10 protein-coding genes are annotated in these 21,789 nt (G+C 53.2%); 3 read left to right on the plus strand and 7 right to left on the minus strand.

The features are described from left to right. Nucleotides 1-3 precede the first annotated feature (3 nt). Complete coding sequence (locus REH51_RS05500) at nt 4-12,192, minus strand: ESPR-type extended signal peptide-containing protein (RefSeq protein ID WP_498937114.1); 12,189 nt, start codon at nt 12,190-12,192, stop codon at nt 4-6. Between the two features lie 769 nt (nt 12,193-12,961). Between REH51_RS05500 and REH51_RS05505 the strand changes: the two genes are divergently transcribed. Beyond that, nucleotides 12,962-13,702, plus strand: coding sequence for a response regulator transcription factor (locus REH51_RS05505; RefSeq protein ID WP_009724808.1), 741 nt, complete (start codon nt 12,962-12,964; stop codon nt 13,700-13,702). Nucleotides 13,703-13,801: 99 nt separating this feature from the next. Here REH51_RS05505 and purC read toward each other — a convergent pair whose 3' ends face one another. From purC to dapA, 3 genes are all read right to left on the minus strand, one after another. After that, nucleotides 13,802-14,515 (minus strand): phosphoribosylaminoimidazolesuccinocarboxamide synthase, encoded by a 714-nt coding sequence (gene purC / locus REH51_RS05510; RefSeq protein WP_009724809.1) that lies wholly within the window; start codon nt 14,513-14,515, stop codon nt 13,802-13,804. 30 nt (nt 14,516-14,545) lie between these two features. Next, complete coding sequence (locus REH51_RS05515) at nt 14,546-15,526, minus strand: outer membrane protein assembly factor BamC (protein ID WP_009724810.1); 981 nt, start codon at nt 15,524-15,526, stop codon at nt 14,546-14,548. 79 nt (nt 15,527-15,605) lie between these two features. Beyond that, nucleotides 15,606-16,490: a 4-hydroxy-tetrahydrodipicolinate synthase gene (dapA, locus tag REH51_RS05520; RefSeq protein ID WP_498937116.1), complete on the minus strand. Its 885-nt coding sequence runs from the start codon at nt 16,488-16,490 to the stop codon at nt 15,606-15,608. Nucleotides 16,491-16,860: 370 nt separating this feature from the next. Between dapA and REH51_RS05525 the strand changes: the two genes are divergently transcribed. Next, nucleotides 16,861-17,334, plus strand: a complete 474-nt coding sequence (locus REH51_RS05525) for a peroxiredoxin (RefSeq protein WP_009724812.1) — start codon at nt 16,861-16,863, stop codon at nt 17,332-17,334. 175 nt (nt 17,335-17,509) lie between these two features. Here the strand turns inward: REH51_RS05525 and REH51_RS05530 are convergent, their stop codons facing one another. Next, the gene (locus REH51_RS05530) at nt 17,510-18,607 is read right to left on the minus strand and encodes an AI-2E family transporter (protein ID WP_009724813.1); all 1,098 of its coding nucleotides are present in this window, start codon (nt 18,605-18,607) and stop codon (nt 17,510-17,512) included. Continuing rightward, nucleotides 18,604-18,882, minus strand: coding sequence for a sulfurtransferase TusA family protein (locus tag REH51_RS05535; protein ID WP_009724814.1), 279 nt, complete (start codon nt 18,880-18,882; stop codon nt 18,604-18,606). Before REH51_RS05535 ends, REH51_RS05530 begins: the two co-directional genes overlap by 4 nt. Before the next feature lie 172 nt (nt 18,883-19,054). On the opposite strand from REH51_RS05535, the gene REH51_RS05540 reads away from it, so the two are divergent. Continuing rightward, a complete protein-coding gene (locus REH51_RS05540) occupies nt 19,055-20,515 on the plus strand; it encodes a M48 family metalloprotease (protein WP_498937118.1) in 1,461 nt (486 codons plus the stop codon). A gap of 74 nt (nt 20,516-20,589) precedes the next feature. On the opposite strand, the gene nadA is transcribed toward REH51_RS05540, so the two are convergent. Beyond that, the gene (gene nadA / locus REH51_RS05545; RefSeq protein WP_009724816.1) at nt 20,590-21,618 is read right to left on the minus strand and encodes a quinolinate synthase NadA; all 1,029 of its coding nucleotides are present in this window, start codon (nt 21,616-21,618) and stop codon (nt 20,590-20,592) included. Between the last annotated feature and the right edge of the window lie 171 nt (nt 21,619-21,789).

Genomic DNA, 21,789 nt, shown 5'->3' on the forward strand with positions numbered 1-21,789 from the left:
GTCTTACGCTTCAGTGCCATCGGCAACATTAATAATCTGACGGTAAGAATCGCTGTCCCCGACGGAAATAGCGCCAAGCAGTTCTTTGTCGGTGGTGTTAAATTCAATGGTTGCCGAGCCGGCTGGTATAAAGCCCGATTCAGGCGCTAAGGCTCGGTCAGAAACCGAGCCACTACCAATCGCTAAGCTGCCACGTACTAGAGCATTTGCCCCAAAGCCCATGGCCACTGCACCCTCGCCATCAGCAATAGCGCCTACGCCGCTCGCCATCGCATTCAAACCGGTGGCACCGTCGTTATTGAAGTTACCGCCGATGACACCGTTATCGTTCACACTAAAGTAACGAACGCGGTTTTCATTGAAGTATTGAAGGTTTAGTGCATCACCATCATTCACTGGGTCGCCCAGGTTGGTGATGGAGTTGCCACCCATATCAATGCCGTTACCATTAAGCGTTGGGCCGTTGTTTATCGTCAGGCTATCAGCCGTAAGATTAGGACTCGTGGCAATTTCAATCGCACCGCCGTTGTCGCTCAGCTCAACGTTCTGGCCACTGATAAAGTTGGCGACGTTATCATTCTGGTCGAGGGTTTTAACGTTGGTGCCGTCGATTTGGGTGACCACGGTTTGTAAGGCAGAGTCGGCCAGCGTCAGGCTATCTTTGCTAGCTTGGCTGAGATCCACCGCATAGTCGGTGATGTTATCAGCATCGGGGGCGGCGGCAGTGACGTCTACTGCGCCGGAACCGGCGCTAACACTCGCACTGTCCGCATTCACGGTGTAAATAGCTTGGCCATCAGCACCAATGGTCTGGTCAACGCCCGTCACGTTAGTGCCACCCGCAACTTCTGTCTTCGACGCCGCTGCGCTGTTTTGCAGCTGGCTGAGGTTGACGGCATCTTGAGCGTTCACGCCATCTGCGAGGTTGCTAATGGTGGTGTTATTCATATCAATGCCGCCGCCATTGATGGTCGGACCGTCAATAAACATCGCGCTATCAAAGGCTACGTCATCGGCTGTGGCCACGGTGATATCCATATCACTACGGGTGATATCGACATTTTTGCCATCCAGGAACTGGACCGTATCTCCTGGAGCAACATTGGTCGCTATGTCACCGTTGGTTTGAACATCCCAGCCAGTATTGGCAATCGCGTTGACCTGCTCAATGGCCAAGTTAGAGGCAAACAGCTGGCTGCCATTGATGGCATCGGTACTTGTCTCACTCACGCGGCCTGCGGCCACATTGGTCAACGTGCGCTCATTGCCTGCACTGCCAATACTCACCGTGCTATCTGGGGTGGTGCCCGCGAAGGTGTAGCTATCACCGGCAATCGTGACGCCACTGGTGGCCACCGCTTCCTCTGTCACGCTATTGCTACCCAAGGCGACACTTTGATCGTGACTAACCGTCGCGCCTGCGCCCAGGGCGATACCTTGCTGCGCTTCGGAGCGGGCATTCGTGCCGAACGCAATGCCATCGGAGAGCAGCACTTCGGCATTATTACCAATGGCAGTGCCGCCTGGGGCCATTTGACCGACAATCGCGCCGTTACCCATGCCGATGCCATTGTCACCATTGGTGACTGTATTAGGCCCAATAGCAAGGCTATCTTCTCCAGCCGCAATCGCGTCAGGGTCATCGGAGTTGGCACGGTAATATTTTATGCCGGTGGTAATCACTGAGCCCACCGCGCCTTGCAGTTGGCGCACTGTCACGGCGTCTTGAGCTTCAGTACCATCGGCAACGTTAGTGATCTGACGGTAGGAGTCATCATCACCCACCGAGATTGCGCCGAGCAGCTCTTTGTCAGTGGTGTTGAACTCAATGGTGGCAGACCCTGCAGGAATAAAGCCGGAGTCCGGGGCCAGGGCGCGATCCACTACCGAGCCACTGCCCAGTGCCAAGCTATCGCGAATCGGGGCACTGGCACCAAAGCCCATAGCCACTGCACCATCCCCGCTGGCAGTGGCATTAACACCAGAGGCAATGGCGTTCAGGCCCGTTGCGCCATCGTTGTTGAAGTTGCCGCCAATAGTGCCACCGTCATTCACACTGTAGTAGCGGGTGCGGTTGGCATCGAAGTAGTCAAGATTGATGGCATCACCACCGTCTACCGCCTCTCCAACATTGGTGATGCGGTTATCGTTCATATCAATGCCGTTGTCATTGAGCGTCGGACCACCATTGTTGATGGTCAGGCTATCCGCCGTCAGGTCTGCACTAGTGGCGATTTCAATCGCGCCATTATCATCACTCAGTTCGATATTGTTACCGCTGATAAAGTTGGCGACGTTATCGTTCTGGTCGAGAGTTTTGACCTCGGTACCGTCGATCTGGGTAACCACAGTTTGGAGCGCAGAGTCGGCCAGCGTCAGGCTGTCTTTGCTGGCTTGGCTGAGATCCACCGCGTAGTCGGTGACGTTGTTGGCATCTGGCGCAGCGGCAGTGACATCCACGGCGCCAGAGCCAGCGCTAACGCTCGCGCCGTCGGCATTAACGGTGTAGATGTCCTGGCCGTTCACACCAGTAGCCTTGTCCACAGTGGCTACATTGGTGCCACCAGCCACTTCAGTCTTCGAAGCGGCAGCGGAGTTTTCCAGCTGGCTGAGATTGACGGCGTCGTTAGCATTCACGCCATCAGCCAGGTTGCTAATGGTGGTGGCGTTCATATCAATGCCGCCACCCGTCAGCGTGGGGCCACCGGTGATGGTCACATCATCAAAGACCACACTGTCGGCTGTGGCGACGGTGATATCGGCACCGTTGCGAGTAATATCAATATTCTTGCCGTCGATAAACTGAACAGTATCGCCGGGAGCAACATTAGTAGCCGCATCACCGTTGGTTTGAACATTCCAACCAGTATTGGCGACATCGCTGACCTGCTTAAGCTGGTCTTCACTGGCCGCTTGGCCCGAGGTGAAGTTATCAGGATCAAAGGTGGTGTTAGACAGGCCGTTAATGGTGTCACCACCACCAGTATTGACAGTGACATTGCCGAACTGCGGTGAATCAACAGTGGCGATTGTAATATCCGTGCCGTTGCGGGTGATGGCAATGTTTTGACCATCAAGCATCTGAACAGTGTCGCCTGGGGCAACACTGGTCGCTGTATCACCATTGGTTTGAATATCCCAGCCCGTGTTGGCAATCGCACTGACCTCTTCAATGGCTTTGTTAGAGGCAAACAGCTGGCTGCCATTGATGGCGTCGGTACTGGTTTCACTCACACGGCCTGCCGCGACATTGGTCAACGTGCGCTCGTTGCCTGCACTGCCAATACTCACCGTGCTATCTGGGGTGGCGCCTGCGAAGGTATAGCTATCACCGGCAATCGTGACGCCACTGGTGGCCACCGCTTCCTCTGTCACGCTATTGCTACCCAAGGCGACACTTTGATCGTGGCTAACCGTCGCGCCTGCGCCCAGGGCAATGCCCTGCTGAGCTTCAGAACGCGCGTTAGTGCCGAACGCAATGCCATCGGAGAGCAGTACCTCAGCATTATTACCAATCGCAGTGCCACCTGGGGCCATTTGCCCGACAATCGCGCCGTTACCCATGCCGATGCCATTGTCACCATTGGTGACTGTATTAGGCCCAATAGCAAGACTGTCTTCCCCAGCCGCAATCGCGTCAGGGTCATCGGAGTTGGCACGGTAATATTTTATGCCGGTGGTAATCACCGAGCCCACCGCGCCTTGCAGTTGGCGCACTGTCACGGCGTCCTGCGCCTGAGTGCCGTCGGCGACGTTGGTGATCTGGCGGTAGGCGTCGCTGTCACCTACAGAGATCGCACCGAGCAACTCTTTATCGGTGGTGTTGAACTCAATGGTCGCGGACCCGGCTGGAATAAAGCCGGAGTCCGGGGCCAGGGCACGATCCACTACCGAGCCACTGCCCAGTGCCAGGCTATCGCGAATCGGTGCACTGGCACCAAAGCCCATAGCCACCGCGCCGTCTCCACTGGCAGTGGCATTAACACCAGAGGCAATGGCGTTCAGGCCCGTTGCGCCATCGTTGTTGAAGTTGCCGCCAATAGTGCCACCGTCATTCACACTGTAGTAGCGGGTGCGGTTGGCATCGAAGTAGTCAAGATTGATGGCATCACCACCGTCTACCGCCTCTCCAACATTGGTGATGCGGTTATCGTTCATATCAATGCCGTTGTCATTGAGCGTCGGACCACCATTGTTGATGGTCAGGCTATCCGCCGTCAGGTCTGCACTAGTGGCGATTTCAATCGCGCCATTATCATCACTCAGTTCGATATTGTTACCGCTGATAAAGTTGGCGACGTTATCGTTCTGGTCGAGAGTTTTGACCTCGGTACCGTCGATCTGGGTAACCACAGTTTGGAGCGCAGAGTCGGCCAGCGTCAGGCTGTCTTTGCTGGCTTGGCTGAGATCCACCGCGTAGTCGGTGACGTTGTTGGCATCTGGCGCTGCGGCAGTGACATCTACTGCGCCGGAACCGGCACTCACTGATGCGCCGTCCGCATTCACGGTGTAGATGTCTTGGCCGTCAGCGCCGGTGGTTTGGCCAACACTGGCCACGTTTGTGCCAGCAATGACTTCCGTGCGGGAGGCTGCAGCAGCTCCCTCTAGTTGGCTAACGTTGACAGCATCTTGGGCGTTCACGCCATCAGCCAGGTTGCTAATGGTGGTGGCGTTCATATCAATGCCGCCACCCGTCAGCGTGGGGCCACCGGTGATGGTCACATCATCAAAGACCACACTGTCGGCCGTGGCGACGGTGATATCGGCACCGTTGCGAGTAATATCAATATTCTTGCCGTCGATAAACTGAACAGTATCGCCGGGTGCCACGTTGGTAGCCGTGTCACCGTTGGCTTGAACATTCCAGCCAGTATTGGCGACATCGCTGACCTGCTTAAGCTGGTCTTCACTGGCCGCTTGGCCCGAGGTGAAGTTATCAGGATCAAAGGTGGTGTTAGACAGGCCGTTAATGGTGTCACCACCACCAGTATTGACAGTGACATTGCCGAACTGCGGTGAATCAACAGTGGCGATTGTAATATCCGTGCCGTTGCGGGTGATGGCAATGTTTTGACCATCAAGCATCTGAACAGTGTCGCCTGGGGCAACACTGGTCGCTGTATCACCATTGGTTTGAATATCCCAGCCCGTGTTGGCAATCGCACTGACCTCTTCAATGGCTTGATTAGAGGCAAACAGCTGGCTGCCATTGATGGCGTCGGTACTGGTTTCACTCACACGGCCTGCCGCGACATTGGTCAACGTGCGCTCGTTGCCTGCACTGCCAATACTCACCGTGCTATCTGGGGTGGCGCCTGCGAAGGTATAGCTATCACCGGCAATCGTGACGCCACTGGTGGCCACCGCTTCCTCTGTCACGCTATTGCTACCCAAGGCGACACTTTGATCGTGGCTAACCGTCGCGCCTGCGCCCAGGGCAATGCCCTGCTGAGCTTCAGAACGCGCGTTAGTGCCGAACGCAATGCCATCGGAGAGCAGCACTTCGGCATTATTACCAATGGCAGTGCCGCCTGGGGCCATTTGACCGACAATCGCGCCGTTACCCATGCCGATGCCATTGTCACCATTGGTGACTGTATTAGGCCCAATAGCAAGGCTATCTTCTCCAGCCGCAATCGCGTCAGGGTCATCGGAGTTGGCACGGTAATATTTTATGCCGGTGGTAATCACTGAGCCCACCGCGCCTTGCAGTTGGCGCACTGTCACGGCGTCCTGCGCCTGGGTGCCGTCGGCGACGTTGGTGATCTGGCGGTAGGCGTCGCTGTCACCTACCGAGATCGCACCGAGCAACTCTTTATCGGTGGTGTTGAACTCAATGGTCGCGGACCCGGCTGGAATAAAGCCGGAGTCCGGGGCCAGGGCACGATCCACTACCGAGCCACTGCCCAATGCCAGGCTATCGCGAATCGGGGCACTGGCACCGAAGCCCATAGCCACCGCGCCATCCCCGCTGGCAGTGGCATTAACGCCGGAGGCAATTGCATTCAGGCCCGTTGCGCCATCGTTGTTGAAGTTGCCGCCAATAGTGCCACCGTCATTCACACTGTAGTAGCGGGTGCGGTTGGCATCGAAGTAGTCAAGATTGATGGCATCACCACCGTCTACCGCCTCTCCAACATTGGTGATGCGGTTATCGTTCATATCAATGCCGTTGTCATTGAGCGTCGGACCACCATTGTTGATGGTCAGGCTATCCGCCGTAAGATCTGGGCTAGTAGCAATCTTGATGCCGCCAGCCTCGTCACTGAGCACGATGTTATCGCCAGTGACGAAGTTGGCGACGTTGTCGTTCTGGTCGAGAGTTTTCACCTCAGTGCCGTCGATCTGAGTGACCACGGTTTGCAACGCGGAGTCGGCCAGCGTCAGGCTGTCTTTGCTGGCTTGACTGAGATCCACCGCGTAGTCGGTGATGTTATTGGCATCTGGCGCAGCGGCAGTGACATCCACCGCGCCGGAACCGGCACTCACTGATGCGCCGTCCGCATTCACGGTGTAGATATCCTGGCCGTTCACGCCAGTAGCCTTGTCCACACTAGCCACATTGGTGCCACCAGCCACTTCAGTCTTCGAAGCGGCAGCGGAGTTTTCCAGCTGGCTGAGATTGACGGCGTCGTTAGCATTCACCCCATCAGCCAGGTTGCTAATGGTGGTGGCGTTCATATCAATGCCACCGCTAGTGAGCGTGGGCCCACCGGTGATGGTCACATCATCAAAGACCACACTGTCGGCCGTGGCGACGGTGATATCGGCACCGTTGCGAGTAATATCAATATTCTTGCCGTCGATAAACTGAACAGTATCGCCGGGTGCCACGTTGGTAGCCGTGTCACCGTTGGCTTGAACATCCCAGCCAGTATTGGCTACTTCATTAACCGCCTTCAACTGGCTGACGTTGACCGCATCGGTATCTGTGGCACCAGCAGCAACGTTAGTGATGCGGCGCTCGTTACCAGCACTACCCACTGAAACTTCGCTATCCGCCGTGGGCGCTGCAACAGCAATCGGATTGCCTTCACCATCCAGCGGCTGGGAAGCCGCAGTGCTCAGTGTGCTGCCGTCGGCTAGGCTATTCGAACCCAACGCCACACTATTGGCCGCCGTTGCTTGCGAGCCCCCACCCATTGCTAGAGATAAATCCCCCTCAGCTTTAGAGTTACTGCCGTAAGAGGCAGCGTAGTAACCGTTAGCTTTAGAAAAGAAACCTGTCGCAGTGGCATTATCTCCCGTGGCTTCGGAGAGCGGCCCCACGGCAGTGCCTCGATAATCACTTCTAGCGCTATTACCAATCGCTACAGCATCTTCACCGGCGGCATTTGCAAGCCGCCCCAAGGCAACACTCGCCGTGCCCGACGCTTGAGCGTTTGAACCAATCGCAGAAGAGCTTGAACCTGACGCGTTCGCTCTAGTGCCAATAGCAGTTGCTGTACTGCCAGTCGCCGTAGAAGACTGCCCCAAGGATGTCGAACCAGGAGCCGACGCCAGAGCATTAGCCCCAACAGCAGTCGCATCATTGGCACCCGTTGCTTGGCTATTGAAACCAACGGCGGTGTTATTTTCACCTGTAGAGATGGCCTCTACACCGGCGGCCATTGCATTTACGCCAGTGGCGCCATCGTTTTCGTAGTTACCCTGAATAACGCCATCGTCGTTAACGCTGTAGTAGCGGGTGCGGTTTTCATCGAAATACTTGAGGTTGAGTGCATCTCCTGCGTTCACCGGATCACCCAGGTTGGTAATGGTATTGCCGCCCATATCAATGCCGTTGTCATTAAGCGTTGGGCCATTGGTGATCGCTAGGCTATCAGCGGTGAGGTTCGGGCTAGTGGCAATTTCAATCGCGCCACCCAGATCGCTCAGCTCGATGTTATCGCCGCTGATAAAGTTAGCGACGTTGTCGTTCTGATCAATTGTCTTAACCACGGTGCCATCGATCTGGGTGACCACGGTTTGTAAGGCAGAATCCGCCAGCGTCAGGCTGTCTTTGCTAGCTTGGCTAAGATCGACCGCGTAGTCAGTGACGTTGTTGGCATCGGGGGCAGCGGCGGCGACGTCCACCGCACCGGAACCGGCGCTTACTGATGCGCCATCCGCATTCACGGTGTAGATGTCCTGGCCGTTAATACCAGTGGCTTTATCCACACTGGCCACATTGGTGCCGCCCGCTACTTCAGTCTTTGAAGCGGCAGGAGCGCCTTCCAACTGGCTTAGGTTCACGGCGTCGTTAGCATTCACCCCATCAGCTAGGTTGCTAATGGTGGTGTTGTTCATATCAATGCCGCCGCCAGTGAGCGTCGGGCCACCCGTGATGGTCACGTCATCAAAGACCACACTGTCGGCCGTGGCAACGGTGATATCAGCGCCGTTGCGAGTAATATCAATATTCTTGCCGTCGATAAACTGAACAGTATCGCCGGGCGCCACATTGGTGGCCGTGTCACCGTTGGTTTGAACATCCCAGCCAGCGCTGGCCAGTTCATTAACCGCCTTTAATTGGCTGACATTGACGGCGTCAGTATCTTCTGCACCGGCAGCAACATTGATGATGCGACGCTCATCACCCACAGTGCCCACTGAGACCTCACTTGTTGCCGTGGGCGCTGCAACTGCAATCGGATTGCCACTTGAATCTAGCGGCTGGGAAGCCGCAGTAGCAAGCGTGCTGCCATCAGCGACCGAATCAGAACCTAAGGCAACATTACCAGTGCCCTGGGCTGACGCACCGCTACCAATGGCAACAGCTTCTATGCCGCCATCAAATAAATCTGTTGCGGCCCGGGCCCCTTGGCCAATCGCAACTGACTTATTACCTCCCGCTAAGGCCCCCGTCCCGACAGCCACTTGATCTTCACCAGTACTCGCTGTGCGAGCACCATCGCCCATGGCTAGCGAGGAATTACCATCGGCCAGCGCATTAGTCCCCGCCGCCAGCGCATTGATGCCGGTCGCACCGTCGTTGTCATAGTTACCTTGCTGGACTCCGTTATCATTGACACTGTAATAACGGGTGCGGTTTTCATCGAAGTAATCGAGATTAACCGCATCACCACCGTTTATCGGCGCCCCCACATTGGTAATGGTATCGCCGCCCATATCAATGCCGTTGTCATTGAGCGTTGGACCATTGGTGATTGTCAGGCTATCAGCGGTGAGGTTCGGGCTAGTGGCAATTTCAATCGCGCCACCCAGATCGCTCAGCTCGATGTTATCGCCGCTGATAAAGTTAGCGACATTGTCGTTCTGATCAATCGTCTTAACCGCAGTGCCATCGATCTGGGTCACCACGTCCTGCAGCGCGGAGTCCGCCAGCGTCAGGCTGTCTTTGCTAGCTTGGCTAAGGTCGACCGCGTAGTCGGTGACGTTGTTGGCATCGGGGGCAGCAGCGACGACGTCCACCGCACCGGAGCCTGCGCTAACGCTCGCGCCCTCGGCATTCACGGTGTAGATGTCCTGGCCGTTAATACCAGTGGCTTTATCCACACTGGCGATATTGCTGCCGCCCGCAACTTCAGTCTTCGAAGCCGCTGCGGCATCGTCTAGCTGATTAAGATTGACCGCATCAGTAACCGCCACCCCAGGGGCCACACCGGAGATCGTGGTGTTGCCGGCATCGATACCGGTGGCCCCGATGTTGACGGGACCTGCCGTCAGGGTGTCGGTTTTAACATCCGTGAAGGTGACATTGTCCAGCGTGGCAATTTCAATGCCACCCGCACCGTCAGGGCTGAGCGCCATATTCTTGCCCGTCACGAAGTTGGCGTTGTTATCGCCCTTGGTCAGGGTTTTGACGTCAACACCGTCAACCTGGGTCACCACGTCCTGCAGCGCGGAGTCCGCCAGCGTCAGGCTGTCTTTGCTAGCTTGGCTAAGGTCGACCGCGTAGTCGGTGACGTTGTTGGCATCGGGGGCAGCGGCGACGACGTCCACCGCACCGGAACCGGCGCTCACTGATGCGCCCTCGGCGTTAACGGTGTAGATATCCTGGCCGTTAATACCGGTGGTTTTATCCACACTGGCGATATTGCTGCCGCCCGCGACTTCGGTCTTTGAGGCCGCTGCGGCATCGTCTAGCTGATTAAGGTTGACCGCATCAGTACCCGCCACACCAGGGGCCACACCGGAGATCGTGGTGTTGCCGGCATCGATACCGGTGGCCCCGATGTTGACGGGGCCTGCCGTCAGGGTGTCGGTCTTAACATCCGTGAAGGTGACGTTGTCCAACGTGGCAATTTCAATGCCGCCCGCACCGTCAGGGCTGAGCGCCATATTCTTGCCCGTCACGAAGTTGGCGTTGTTATCGCCCTTGGTCAGGGTTTTGACGTCAACACCGTCGACCTGGGTCACCACGTCCTGTAGCGCGGAGTCCGCCAGCGTCAGGCTATCTTTGCTAGCTTGGCTAAGGTCGACCGCGTAGTCAGTGACGTTATTGGCATCGGGTACAGCGGCGACGACGTCCACCGCTGCCGAGCCTGCGCTAACGCTCGCACCATCAGCGTTGATGGTGTAAATGGTCCCACCATTAGGGTTATCACTTTCTGCCACACTCGTAACGTTTGTGCCTGCTGCCACACTAGTTTGCGTAGCAACAAGCTGGCTGACATTCACCGCATCATCAAGTTCGGTACCTGCCGCAACGCTGGTGATCTGGCGGCTTCCGATATCCACAGCTGCCTGAGTGGCCACCGTACCATTAATTGCGGCGGGGTCTGCTGCCGTCGCACCAAAGGGTACATAGCCCGCTATCCCTGCTGCGGTATCTGCTACCGAACCAGAGCCTAGTGCCACTCCTCCCGCCTGCGTGACATCCGCATTATTACCCACCACCATGGCATCGGGGACATTGATGTTATTGTCGTTGCCGATAATGCGGCTGGCGTCAGCGGGAGCCGCAAGGATGTTACGGTTACCAAACGCACCGGCCTCGTCAGCGTCGATGGTATTGTCGTTGCCCAGTGCGTAGCTGCCTGCGCCCGTGATGATATTAGGATCACCGATAGCGCCAGAACCTGTTCCAGAAACTTCGTTAGCAAAACCAATACTGATCGTTTTGTCACCCGAAGCGATAGCTCCCGTTCCTAGAGCTAATGCATCTGTCCCGGTGGCTTGGCTTTCCTTACCCATCGCCAAACTATTAACGCCAGTCGCAGTCGCTTGATTACCCACTGCAACAGAATCATTACCTTGGGAACTGGATGAAAAACCTAGGGCTGTAGAACGCTCACCGATTGATGTCGCCTGATCACCGATAGCGGTAGCATTTAGCTCAGCTTGAGTATCACTACCAATCGCGACTGCACGGTTTGCCGCCGCATTGGCAAGTGTCCCAATGGCAACAGATTGCACACCTGCGGCACCAGACTCACGCCCAAAAGCGACGGCATCCTGCTGACTTGCCACAGCCCGCGTACCAAAAGCGAGCGAGTCAGTACCAATAGCCTGTGTATTTTGGGTAGTATAATCTCTTAGAGAATCTGCAGATCCAATGGCAATAGCTCGCGGCCCAGAAGCAAGTGACGACTGCCCCATTGCTACAGAACCATCACCAATGCCAGCCGATACATTACCGAATGAAATAGCATTTCTTCCTAATGAGCCAGACTCTCGGCCTATTGCCATCGCCCCCCAACCGGTCGCAACCCCTCGGTTACCTAACACAACATTGTTATTGCTACCTGCATAGGAATAGGCGCCAATAACCGTCGATGCACCATTATTGGCAACAGGGGATTCAGCGATTGAATTAGCCCCAATAACAACAGACCCCTTGGAGCGCGCCTCAGCGTCCGTGCCAATAGCCACTGCTCCACTCACGGTTAAACCACCTGAGTAGTCAATAGGCAGGCCCAGACCAATGACATTGGGATTGCCCCAATACAAGGTAGTGAGGCCATCATCATTTGCAAAAGTCCCGTCACCGACTTTGAGCCCGGCGCCAGCCCCTGTAAGTGTTGCGCTTTTAGCAGCATAACTGGGCTCCGACAGTACCAAGCTACCTGCCACTATCGAAGCGACCGCTGCGGTAAACAACAAGCATTTCTGTGTAACGCCAGGACTTTCAATATGTCCAACTAAGCTTTTCCGCGCCCCCGATTTGTGCTGAGAGCGAGCGGCTTCTGATGCCACAACCAGACGACCTAAGGTGCGGTTCCAGATAAGGCGAAATACGTTATTCATGCCCTTTCTCCGATAAAAATAGCCAGGTTTTTTTGTAGTTAGTTTTCCTAGTCTCTTGGGCGATGGGTATGAAACACCTAGCTTAGCTGGCACTTTCAGCTTGGCTTATAAACCATATTATTTTGTTTCATAAGAATTTTTTATGAAACTATTATTAATAGTCTAAAGCCCCCGCCGCTTGAAACATTACTTAATATTGAAGCTAGCATAGGGAGTTGACCGCCTCCACAAGATGAATAAACGTTAATTTCTAAATTAATGAATTTTCTTTTAAGCTCTTATTCAAAAACACCAATTAAAAAACACAATTTCCGTTTAAAGCCCAACAACCACATCACCTTTATTGATAGTAAGCACTTACTATTAAACTTATAAAAAAATCGATTAAAGCTAAAAAAATCTGCTGTTAACTTAAATTTATTTTTTAGATGCACTCATCAATTTACATTTCAGCCGACATGCGTATTCTTGGGAGTAGCCAACCTGCAACGTAGATTGATCATGCTAAAGTTTGATCATGCTGTTGCTGCAGCACCGGTAGGGAAAGGGCTTGAGGATACTAAGCACTACTTGACAGGCACGTTCAGAGGCCTGCTGTTATCATCAGCAGTTAACAAAAGAAGCGCTTAACAAGCTTTTCTACTTGCAAAGCTCATATTTCGGAGCAAGTATCTAACTATGGCACTTTGGCCCTTTTTCTAGATCTAGGAACAAATTCGCAACCTATGCTGCTCACTTTCACTGACGAGACCTGACTTGGATACAGCCTATGCGCATTGCAGTAGTAGAAGATGAGAAGGTGGTATCAGAGCGCATTGAAAAAGCGCTTATGGATGGCTTTGCCGAACGAGGAATAGAAGCAAACATCTTCTCATTCGAGACCAGCAAGGCATTTATTCATACCGCCAGCCGCAATACGTTTGATTTAGTCATACTTGACTGGCATTTGCCTGACGGCACCGGTATTGCGCTGCTCAATTGGATGAAAACCTACCTACAGATTATTCCTGCTGTCCTAATGGTAACTCTGCGGCAGGAAGAAGCCGATATCATACAAGCCTTAAATGCGGGAGCTGATGACTTCATCAGCAAGCCTTTTAGACCGCGCGAACTGGCTGCAAGGGCCTATGCTTCAACTCGGCGCCACTCACTACGCACTCCTAGTGTTGCTCAGCAGCAAACATTAGAGTTTGGTCGTATTAAGCTTAATACCAACCGTGAAACGGCATACGTAGACGGAGAAGAAGTATCGTTGACGAGGCAGGAGTTCCGCTTAGCATTTCTACTGCTAAACCAGCTAGGCAGTCCGCTTTCACGTTCTTACCTATATGAATATGTATGGGGTAAAAGTGATCCGCCTGGCACACGTACGCTAGACGTTCATATTCACCGGGTGCGTAAAAAACTTAATCTAACGTCGGAGTTTGGTTGGAATCTTGTTTCTGTTTACGGCTATGGCTACCGATTACAGGCGCTCGATGAACTAACTGACGAATCATCAGGCGAATAAAACGCGCTTTTAGACCTCAATAGAAAAACCCGCTTAGGAAATAGGCATCCTAAGCGGGTTTTTACTGTGCGAGCATATCAAAACAGATGTGCTCTGCCATTAATCGATATGAATACCAATCCGTCGAGCCACTTCTTCGTACGCTTCAATAACGCCGCCTAGACCCTGACGGAAGCGGTCCTTATCGAGTTTTTCCCGGGTATTAGCATCCCACAAACGGCATCCATCCGGGGAGAACTCATCACCGAGTACTACGTCGCCTTTAAAGATACCGAACTCAAGCTTGTAATCGACTAGCAGCATGTCGCCTTCGGCAAAAAGCTGTTTGAGAACATGGTTCACTTTAAAAGTCAGTGACTTCATTTTCGCCAGTTGCTCAGGAGTTGCCCAACCAAAGGTCTCCGCTAGCGACTCGTTAATCATAGGATCTCCCTTTTCATCGTTCTTTAAGAACAATTCAAAGGTAGGCGGATTCAAGCTGATGCCCTCTTCCACCCCCAGCCGCTTAACTAGGCCACCTGCTGCAATGTTGCGCACGACGCATTCAACAGGAATCATCTCCATTTTTTTTACTAAGCTTTCAGTATCAGAAAGCTGCTTTTCAAAATGGGTAGGAATCCCGGCCTCTTCTAGGCGCTGCATAATAAAAGCATTGAAGATGTTGTTCACTTTGCCTTTACGGGCCAGTGACTCTTTCTTTTTACCATCGAAAGCACTGGTATCATCACGAAAGTGCAGTACCAACAAATCAGGATCGTCGGTGGTATAAACTGATTTCGCTTTACCAGCGTAGAGTTCTTGGCGCTTTTCCATAGGGGCTCCGAAGGGTTTCAAAATCAAAAATTAACGTAGGTAGCCGGAGACACGCTCAAGCAGCTCGCGCTGATCGTCAGCATTTAAACTACGCTCGCTGGCATTAATCGCACGCAGAATGGTCTTATCGCCGTTAGATTGAAGGGCAAGACGAATCTGCTGCGACATACGGCGCACATCGGGGCTGAAGACGATTTGCAGTGGATTGCGGCCCCGCTCAGTCTCAGTCATGTACTCAACCAGGAATTCATAGTTTTCAGCGGAAGTGGCTAATAGGTCACGCTGACCTTCAACACTAAAGTCGAGCTCAAGATAGTGATCCAGTTCTGCCCAAACTCGATCTATAGATTGGGGGATCACAACTTCCCACTCGTCGCCCTGCTGACGCATTTGAAGCGTCTGCTCTTGTGCGAGCCGTTGAGCCGTCCAAGAAGAAGCGCTAGCAGTGGCACTACGTGCACCTAAATACTGCTCTAAGGCATCAAGACACCCAGCGACGCTTTGCCCTGCTTGCTCGCAGCGCACCTCGCTGCTGCCTGCCCTAAGCGCACTCTGTAACGTTAGCGTGGCTTGAGAGGTTACTATGACACCTTGATTCGCATTGCTTTGCAGCACACCTAGCTGGCGACTATTCGCAAACGCTTCTAACTGAGGCCAAACGGCTCCCGTATCTGCCGCAACCACAAGCCATGTCTGATTACCCACCTGACGACGTTCAACGAATTCAGGTTCTAAACCACTCCCAATCGTTAACGTCTGAGGAGGGGCAATCTCGGCCGCTTCGTCGATACGGCTACCCTGCACTGACACCTGTGGCACAGGCATTGCATCACGATAACGCTGAGTGTTGCGGGTATCTGGAAGTAATAAGGGAGGCGCTGGGGCGGCTTCAGTGTAATCCAAATTGCGGTCGTGGTAGTAACCATCGCGCGCGCATCCAGCAAGTGTGACAGCCGTTGCGAGTGCCAGCGGTATCCATTTAAGCGCACGTTTTTCAAGCACAGAGCTCATCAAGCCACCTTAACAGTCAACAGATCGAGTACCCGGCGAGTAAAAAAAGCACGCCGGGTAGCAATGGGGTTGCGTCGAACTACTCCTCTACGACGCCCGCCAACTGCAGCGCTTCACTAACAGTGGCGTGGTACTTTTCCGAAAGCCAAGTTAACGGCAGACGAATCCCTGCATCCATATACCCCATGCGATGCAGCGCCCACTTAACCGGGATTGGGTTTGCCTCGATGCCTAAATTAGTATGCAGCGGCATCAAACGCGTATTAATTTGGTGAGCTTTATCCGAATCACCAGCAACAGCTGCAGCACATAGCTCATGCATCGCTTTAGGCGCTACGTTCGCAGTAACGGAGATATCGCCGTGACCGCCCATTAACATAAAGTCACAGGCGGTGGCATCGTCTCCGGAGTAGAGCATAAAGTCACTGCCCTTCAAGCGGGTAATTAGATCCTCAGCGCGCTCAAGGTTCCCTGTAGCGTCTTTCAAACCGATAATATTCTTTACTTCAGCCAGGCGCACTACCGTTTCATTATACAGATCAGAGCAGGTGCGACCGGGAACGTTATAAAGAATTACCGGCAATTTGCTCCCTTCAGCCACCGCCTTAAAATGCTGATAGAGACCTTCCTGAGTCGGCTTATTGTAGTATGGGCAAACCGATAGACAGTAATCTGCGCCGACTTCGCTGGCGTAGCGTGCTAACTCAACCGCCTCTGATGTGGCGTTCGCTCCCGTGCCGGCGATCACCGGAATACGGCCATTCACCTCTTCTACCACGCTGCGAATCACATCAAAGTGCTCAGCAAACGACATAGTAGTAGGTTCGCCCGTGGTGCCCGCTGCGACGATGGCATCAGTGCCATTATCGAGGTGGAAGTTCCCCAGACGACGAAGCGCCTCCCAGTCGATGTCGCCATTGACCTTCATCGGCGTCGCCAGGGCGACAATGCTGCCTGTGATCATCCGTTTGTTCCTCACCTGCAAAATTATAAAATTAAGCTACTGACGATGTTCATTTAAAATCGAGCATTGAAAATCGAGAAGCTTCGACCATAAGGGCTCTGTTTATAAGAACCTGTCCAAACGAGCCCTGACCATTAGAACGAGCACATCGGGGCGATTTAACTTACTGCCATTTTATGCCTTGAGTACTTTGCTGTCGTCCCAAGGAATGCTGCAGAAAGCAAATGGTACTCAGGCGACTCGAACCTGTACAGCGTAAAGCGCTGAGAGTTTTCTCATCCACTCAATACCGAGCGTTCATTCGCTTTGACATAATAGCGTTACTTGCGTGTAATCAACTAAGTAAACCACCTCATTAAAGGAGCTATTCATGTCAGTGAAACTCAACCAATCGGTACCTGACTTTTCCGCCCCAGCCACTGGTGATACAACGGTGACGCTGTCTGAACTGCGCGGCAAGCAGGTGGTCATCTATTTTTACCCCAAAGCCAGCACCCCCGGTTGCACTACCGAAGGCGGCGATTTTAGAGACCGAAAGCCACGTTTCGATGCTGCTAACACGGTCATTATTGGCGTTTCCAGAGACGGCATCCGTGCTCAAGAGAACTTCAAGGCAAAGCAAGATTTTAATTTCGAGCTTATCTCCGATAAGGACGAAACTGTGTGCCAGCTGTTTGACGTTATCAAACTCAAAAAAATGTACGGCAAAGAGCATCTTGGCATTGAGCGCAGCACCTTTCTAATCGACAGTGAGGGTAAACTTGTTCAAGAGTGGCGCGGCGTTAAAGTACCTGGGCATGCTGATGAAGTACTAACAGCAGCAGAAGCGCTTCATACCAACTAATAAAGCCAAAAGCGCCGCATCCTTTGCGGGCACCTTATCCGCCCTGACTAGGTAGTTTTTGTAGCGCGTGGTAAGCGCCAGCTGCCCCCGCGGGTGCAGCGCGAAGCAGTGCTGTGACTGATCCGCGGGCGCCTTTTCCGTTCGTCTCTTGCGTACTACGGTGAGATGGTGCCTGCTAATGTTCGACCGCTGGAAGCTGCTTTCCTCCTTCTTTCTCTGCAATTCCTCTTGGCCATGCATACACCAACGCTTTGAGCAGTGTGGCCAGGGGTATCGCAAAGAAAACGCCCCAAAAGCCCCATATGCCGCCAAAAAACAGCACTGCGACAATTATGGACACCGGGTGGATATTGTTCGTTTCTGAAAACAGAACTGGAGCAAGCACATTCCCATCAAGCGCTTGAATAACGCCGTAAGCGACAAGCACATAAGCAAACTGCTCACTGATACCGAAATGAAATCCTGCAACCGCTGCCACAGGAATGGTGATCACCGCCGCTCCGATGTATGGCACCAGGACAGAAAAACCCACAAGCACTGCTAACAGGGCGGTGTAGGGCAAACCAAAGAAAGCGAAAGTAAAAAAAGCGACCGTACCAACAATAATGATTTCTATCGATTTACCGCGTATGTAATTCGCAATCTGACGATCCATTTCATGCCAGATACGGGTTAGCAGCGTACGCTTTTGCGGTAACAACGACAGCGTAAAACCTACCAAAGACTGGCGGTCCTTTAGCATGAAGAATACCAGTATCGGCACTAACACCAGGTAAATAATCAACGACATAATATTGCCAAGCGATGCTAGTGAAAGTGTTAATGCACGCTGTCCCAGCTGGCTAATTTCCCGGCTGGCAACGCCTATCCAGCTTTGCATCTGATCGGGTGTTATTAAATTAGGATAACGGGCTTGAAGTTCGTCTAGCCACCCTTGGCCGCTAGCAAACATTCGAGGGGTTTCCTGAACAAGCCCGACAAGCTGATTCCATATCAGCGGCATCAATATAAAAGCCAGCGTCAGCAATACACTGACAAACCCCACAAACACGACGATGACAGCCAATAAATGGGGCACACCTCGCCGGGTAAAGGCGCTCACGACACCCTGCAGCAAAAATGCGACCACAAGCGCGGTGAAAAACGGTGCTAGCATTCTGCCAAACCAAATAATGGCCGCAAAACCAGCGATCAATACAAAGAGAAGAATCAACGCTTCTTCGTCTGAAAAGTAGCGATCAATCCAACTTTTCAGAATAGTGCGCATGGTCATGAGCGAGACATCCCTGCTTTACGTATCCAAAAATAGTACACATCGCCATGCTGCTCGCGTGCTTCTAACACATGATCACTAAGCTCTGTGAAAGACGCCATATCACGCCACGAACCAGCATCGGTTGCTCTTACTTCAAGTAATTGACCAGGAGCCAGCCCTGCCAGTGCCTGTTTGGCTTTTAATAATGGCAGCGGGCAGTGCAACCCGGTAGCATCCAATACTGTATCGGGCTTAATGCTATCGTTTGACTTAGACTCTGTTTGCTCGGACATACCCTCTCCCTCAAAATACCTACTTGATCAAAATACCTACTTGAATACGGCATTGTTACATAAACTATTTCTTTAGAAAGGTCGCTGAGAATTTGATTTAACGGCACTTCCCTGCCTGAATCAATGTCACACCGCTGTTTGCTGCGCATATTACTTGAACAATGAGGATGCCATGCTGCACCTTCGACTCGCACTTTCTCGCCGAGCCTACACGCTAGCGCTTATGCTGAGTATCGCCAGTGTTAGCCCACCTAGCCTTGGCTTCGACGATTATCAGCTCCCTACCCTAGGCGGCGCTTCAACCTCTGTCAGTAACGAGGAGTATCGCCTAGGTCGCGCTTGGCTTCGTCAATTTCGTGCCCAAGCGCCACAGTGGCAAGACCCTATCGTAAATGACTACCTAAACAGCCTAGTTGCACGCCTTGCTCCCCATAGCCAGCTTGGTAACCTTCGCACGACCACCGTGATGGTTGATAGCGGCTCTCTCAATGCTTTCGCAGTACCAGGGGGAGTCATAGGCATCAATTCAGGGTTATTCGCCTTTGCTGAAGACGAAGGAGCCTTTGTATCGGTTATCGCCCACGAACTGGGCCACTTATCTCAACGACACTACGCCAGGGGCAGTGCGCGTGCAGAGCAAACACAGCTTCCTGCAATGGCCGCGATGCTTGCAGGAATGCTAATTGCCGCTAGCGGTGGCGGTGAGGCTGGCATGGCCGCCGCTATGGGTTCCCAAGCGGCGCTAATCCAAGATCAATTATCTTATTCACGACGCTTTGAGCAAGAAGCCGACCGGATTTGCCTACAGGCGATGGCAAGTGCTGGATACAACCCAGACGCGATGGTGCGGATGTTCGGTGCCATGCAACGGATGGCACGACTCCAAGGCGGCACGCCACCAGAGTTCTTACTCACCCACCCAGTCAGCGATAGCCGACTAAGCGATGCTCAAGCACGCGCATCACAGCTAAATATTGCTGACGCCTATACCAGCGACACTTTATACGACATGATGCGTGCCCGCGCGCTTTTGAGTATTTATAACAATACACCGCAGCAAGCTGCTTCACGGCTTGCTCAAGAAAATAGCGAAGAACAAGCGCAGCGCTACCTGTCAGCGCTAATCGCAGCTCGAAATGGTCAAACAGACAACGCTCTGCAAACCATCGACCAACTGGCCCGTGAACTACCTGACTACGGCATGCTACCTGCTTCTGCCGCCGCTGTTGCACTGGAAGCGCAACGCTATGAAGAGGCTATTACGCGTAGCCAGCGCCTACTGCGTATCATGCCCAACTACTTACCTGTTCAATTGGTATTAGCTGAAGCCCAGCTCCAGCGCGACCCGCAAGCCGCTTATGAATTATTACGCGACATGACTGCTCAGTACCCTGAAAACCCTCAGGGGTTCAACCTACTTGCCGAAGCGGCCGGACGTAGTGGTTATAACGGTTGGGGGCACTTAGCGCGAGCAGAGCACTTACAGCTAACAGGTAGAGTTGACCGAGGTATTCGTCAGTTGAGCATCGCAAAAGATGCTGCGCAGCAAGAGAACGACCAACAGGCACTAGCACGCATTGAACAACGCCGTGAAGCGTTCATTGAATATCGCGAGGCACTAGAGAAGTTCTGACGTTACTAAAAGAACAGCCCGAATGCCTTCGCATTCGGGCTGTAGCCTTCGAGCTGCCATGGTGAACCTATACGCTAGGCATTAAAATTCAGCATTCTCTCTAATGGTTTTAACGCCTGCAGTCGCAGCGTGTCATCTACAAAAATTTCACCACACCCGTCGCGCAACGCACCAGCCAAGTTATCCAGAGCGTTCATCGCCATCCACGGGCAATGCGCGCAACTACGGCAAGTCGCGCCATTACCCGCAGTGGGCGCCTCAAACAGTGTTTTATCGGGCACCGCCTGCTGCATTTTAAAGAAAATACCGCGATCAGTGGCAACGATTAATTTGTCATTGGGCAGGGTCTGCGCGGCTTTGATCAGTTGAGAGGTTGAACCTGCAACATCGGCCAGTTTGACCACGGCATCCGGTGATTCTGGATGCACTAGCACCGCGGCTTCAGGATAAAGTCGTTTAAGATCTTCAATCCCTTTTGCCTTAAACTCTTCGTGAACGATACAGGCACCGTCCCACATCAGCATATCGGCGCCGGTCTTTTTCTGGATATAGCCACCTAAGTGCTTATCTGGCGCCCAAAGTATTTTTTCACCTTTGGCTTGAAGATGCTCAATAACCTCAACCGCAATCGAAGAGGTAACGACCCAGTCAGCACGCGCTTTCACGGCAGCAGAGGTGTTGGCATATACCACCACGGTACGGTCAGGGTGCGCATCACAAAAAGCACTGAACTCATCAGCAGGGCAGCCAATATCCAGCGAACAGGTAGCTTCCAGAGTGGGCATTAATACACGTTTTTCTGGCGATAGAATTTTCGCTGTTTCCCCCATGAATCGTACACCTGCAACTACCAGCGTTGTTGCATCGTGGCGTGCGCCAAAGCGCGCCATTTCAAGGGAGTCTGCAACACAGCCGCCAGTCTCTTCGGCCAGCTGTTGAATAGCATCATCGGTATAGTAATGAGCAACTAGCACCGCATTGTGTGCCTTAAGCAGTTGCTTGATTTCAGCTACCCGCGCCTCGTCTTCCGCAGGAATGCGGGTGGGGCAGTACGGGCTGGGGAGCGGAGCGTCGAGCTCAGCTTGAGTAGTCATAATAGTCATCGTGTCTACCACTGTGACGAACAGGGAATCCCCCTGTTAAACACCGGTCACGGCGTGTGCACTCCGCAAACGCCGCACTCGATGCGACGAGCCGCTGCGTCTCTCGCGGTGACTCGTCGCTCTGCCCGCCATTAGCGCGGACAGCGCTACCGTGACATCATTGGTAGCTAT

The sequence above is a fragment of the Halomonas bluephagenesis genome (genome assembly GCF_054790765.1).

Bases quoted from the DNA above. Each gene is read 5' to 3' on its own strand.
- REH51_RS05500 (WP_498937114.1), bottom strand. From the start codon at position 12,192: ATGAATAACGTATTTCGCCTTATCTGGAACCGCACCTTAGGTCGTCTG.
- REH51_RS05505 (WP_009724808.1), top strand. From the start codon at position 12,962: ATGCGCATTGCAGTAGTAGAAGATGAGAAGGTGGTATCAGAGCGCATT.
- purC (WP_009724809.1), bottom strand. From the start codon at position 14,515: ATGGAAAAGCGCCAAGAACTCTACGCTGGTAAAGCGAAATCAGTTTAT.
- REH51_RS05515 (WP_009724810.1), bottom strand. From the start codon at position 15,526: ATGAGCTCTGTGCTTGAAAAACGTGCGCTTAAATGGATACCGCTGGCA.
- dapA (WP_498937116.1), bottom strand. From the start codon at position 16,490: ATGATCACAGGCAGCATTGTCGCCCTGGCGACGCCGATGAAGGTCAAT.
- REH51_RS05525 (WP_009724812.1), top strand. From the start codon at position 16,861: ATGTCAGTGAAACTCAACCAATCGGTACCTGACTTTTCCGCCCCAGCC.
- REH51_RS05530 (WP_009724813.1), bottom strand. From the start codon at position 18,607: ATGACCATGCGCACTATTCTGAAAAGTTGGATTGATCGCTACTTTTCA.
- REH51_RS05535 (WP_009724814.1), bottom strand. From the start codon at position 18,882: ATGTCCGAGCAAACAGAGTCTAAGTCAAACGATAGCATTAAGCCCGAT.
- REH51_RS05540 (WP_498937118.1), top strand. From the start codon at position 19,055: ATGCTGCACCTTCGACTCGCACTTTCTCGCCGAGCCTACACGCTAGCG.
- nadA (WP_009724816.1), bottom strand. From the start codon at position 21,618: ATGACTATTATGACTACTCAAGCTGAGCTCGACGCTCCGCTCCCCAGC.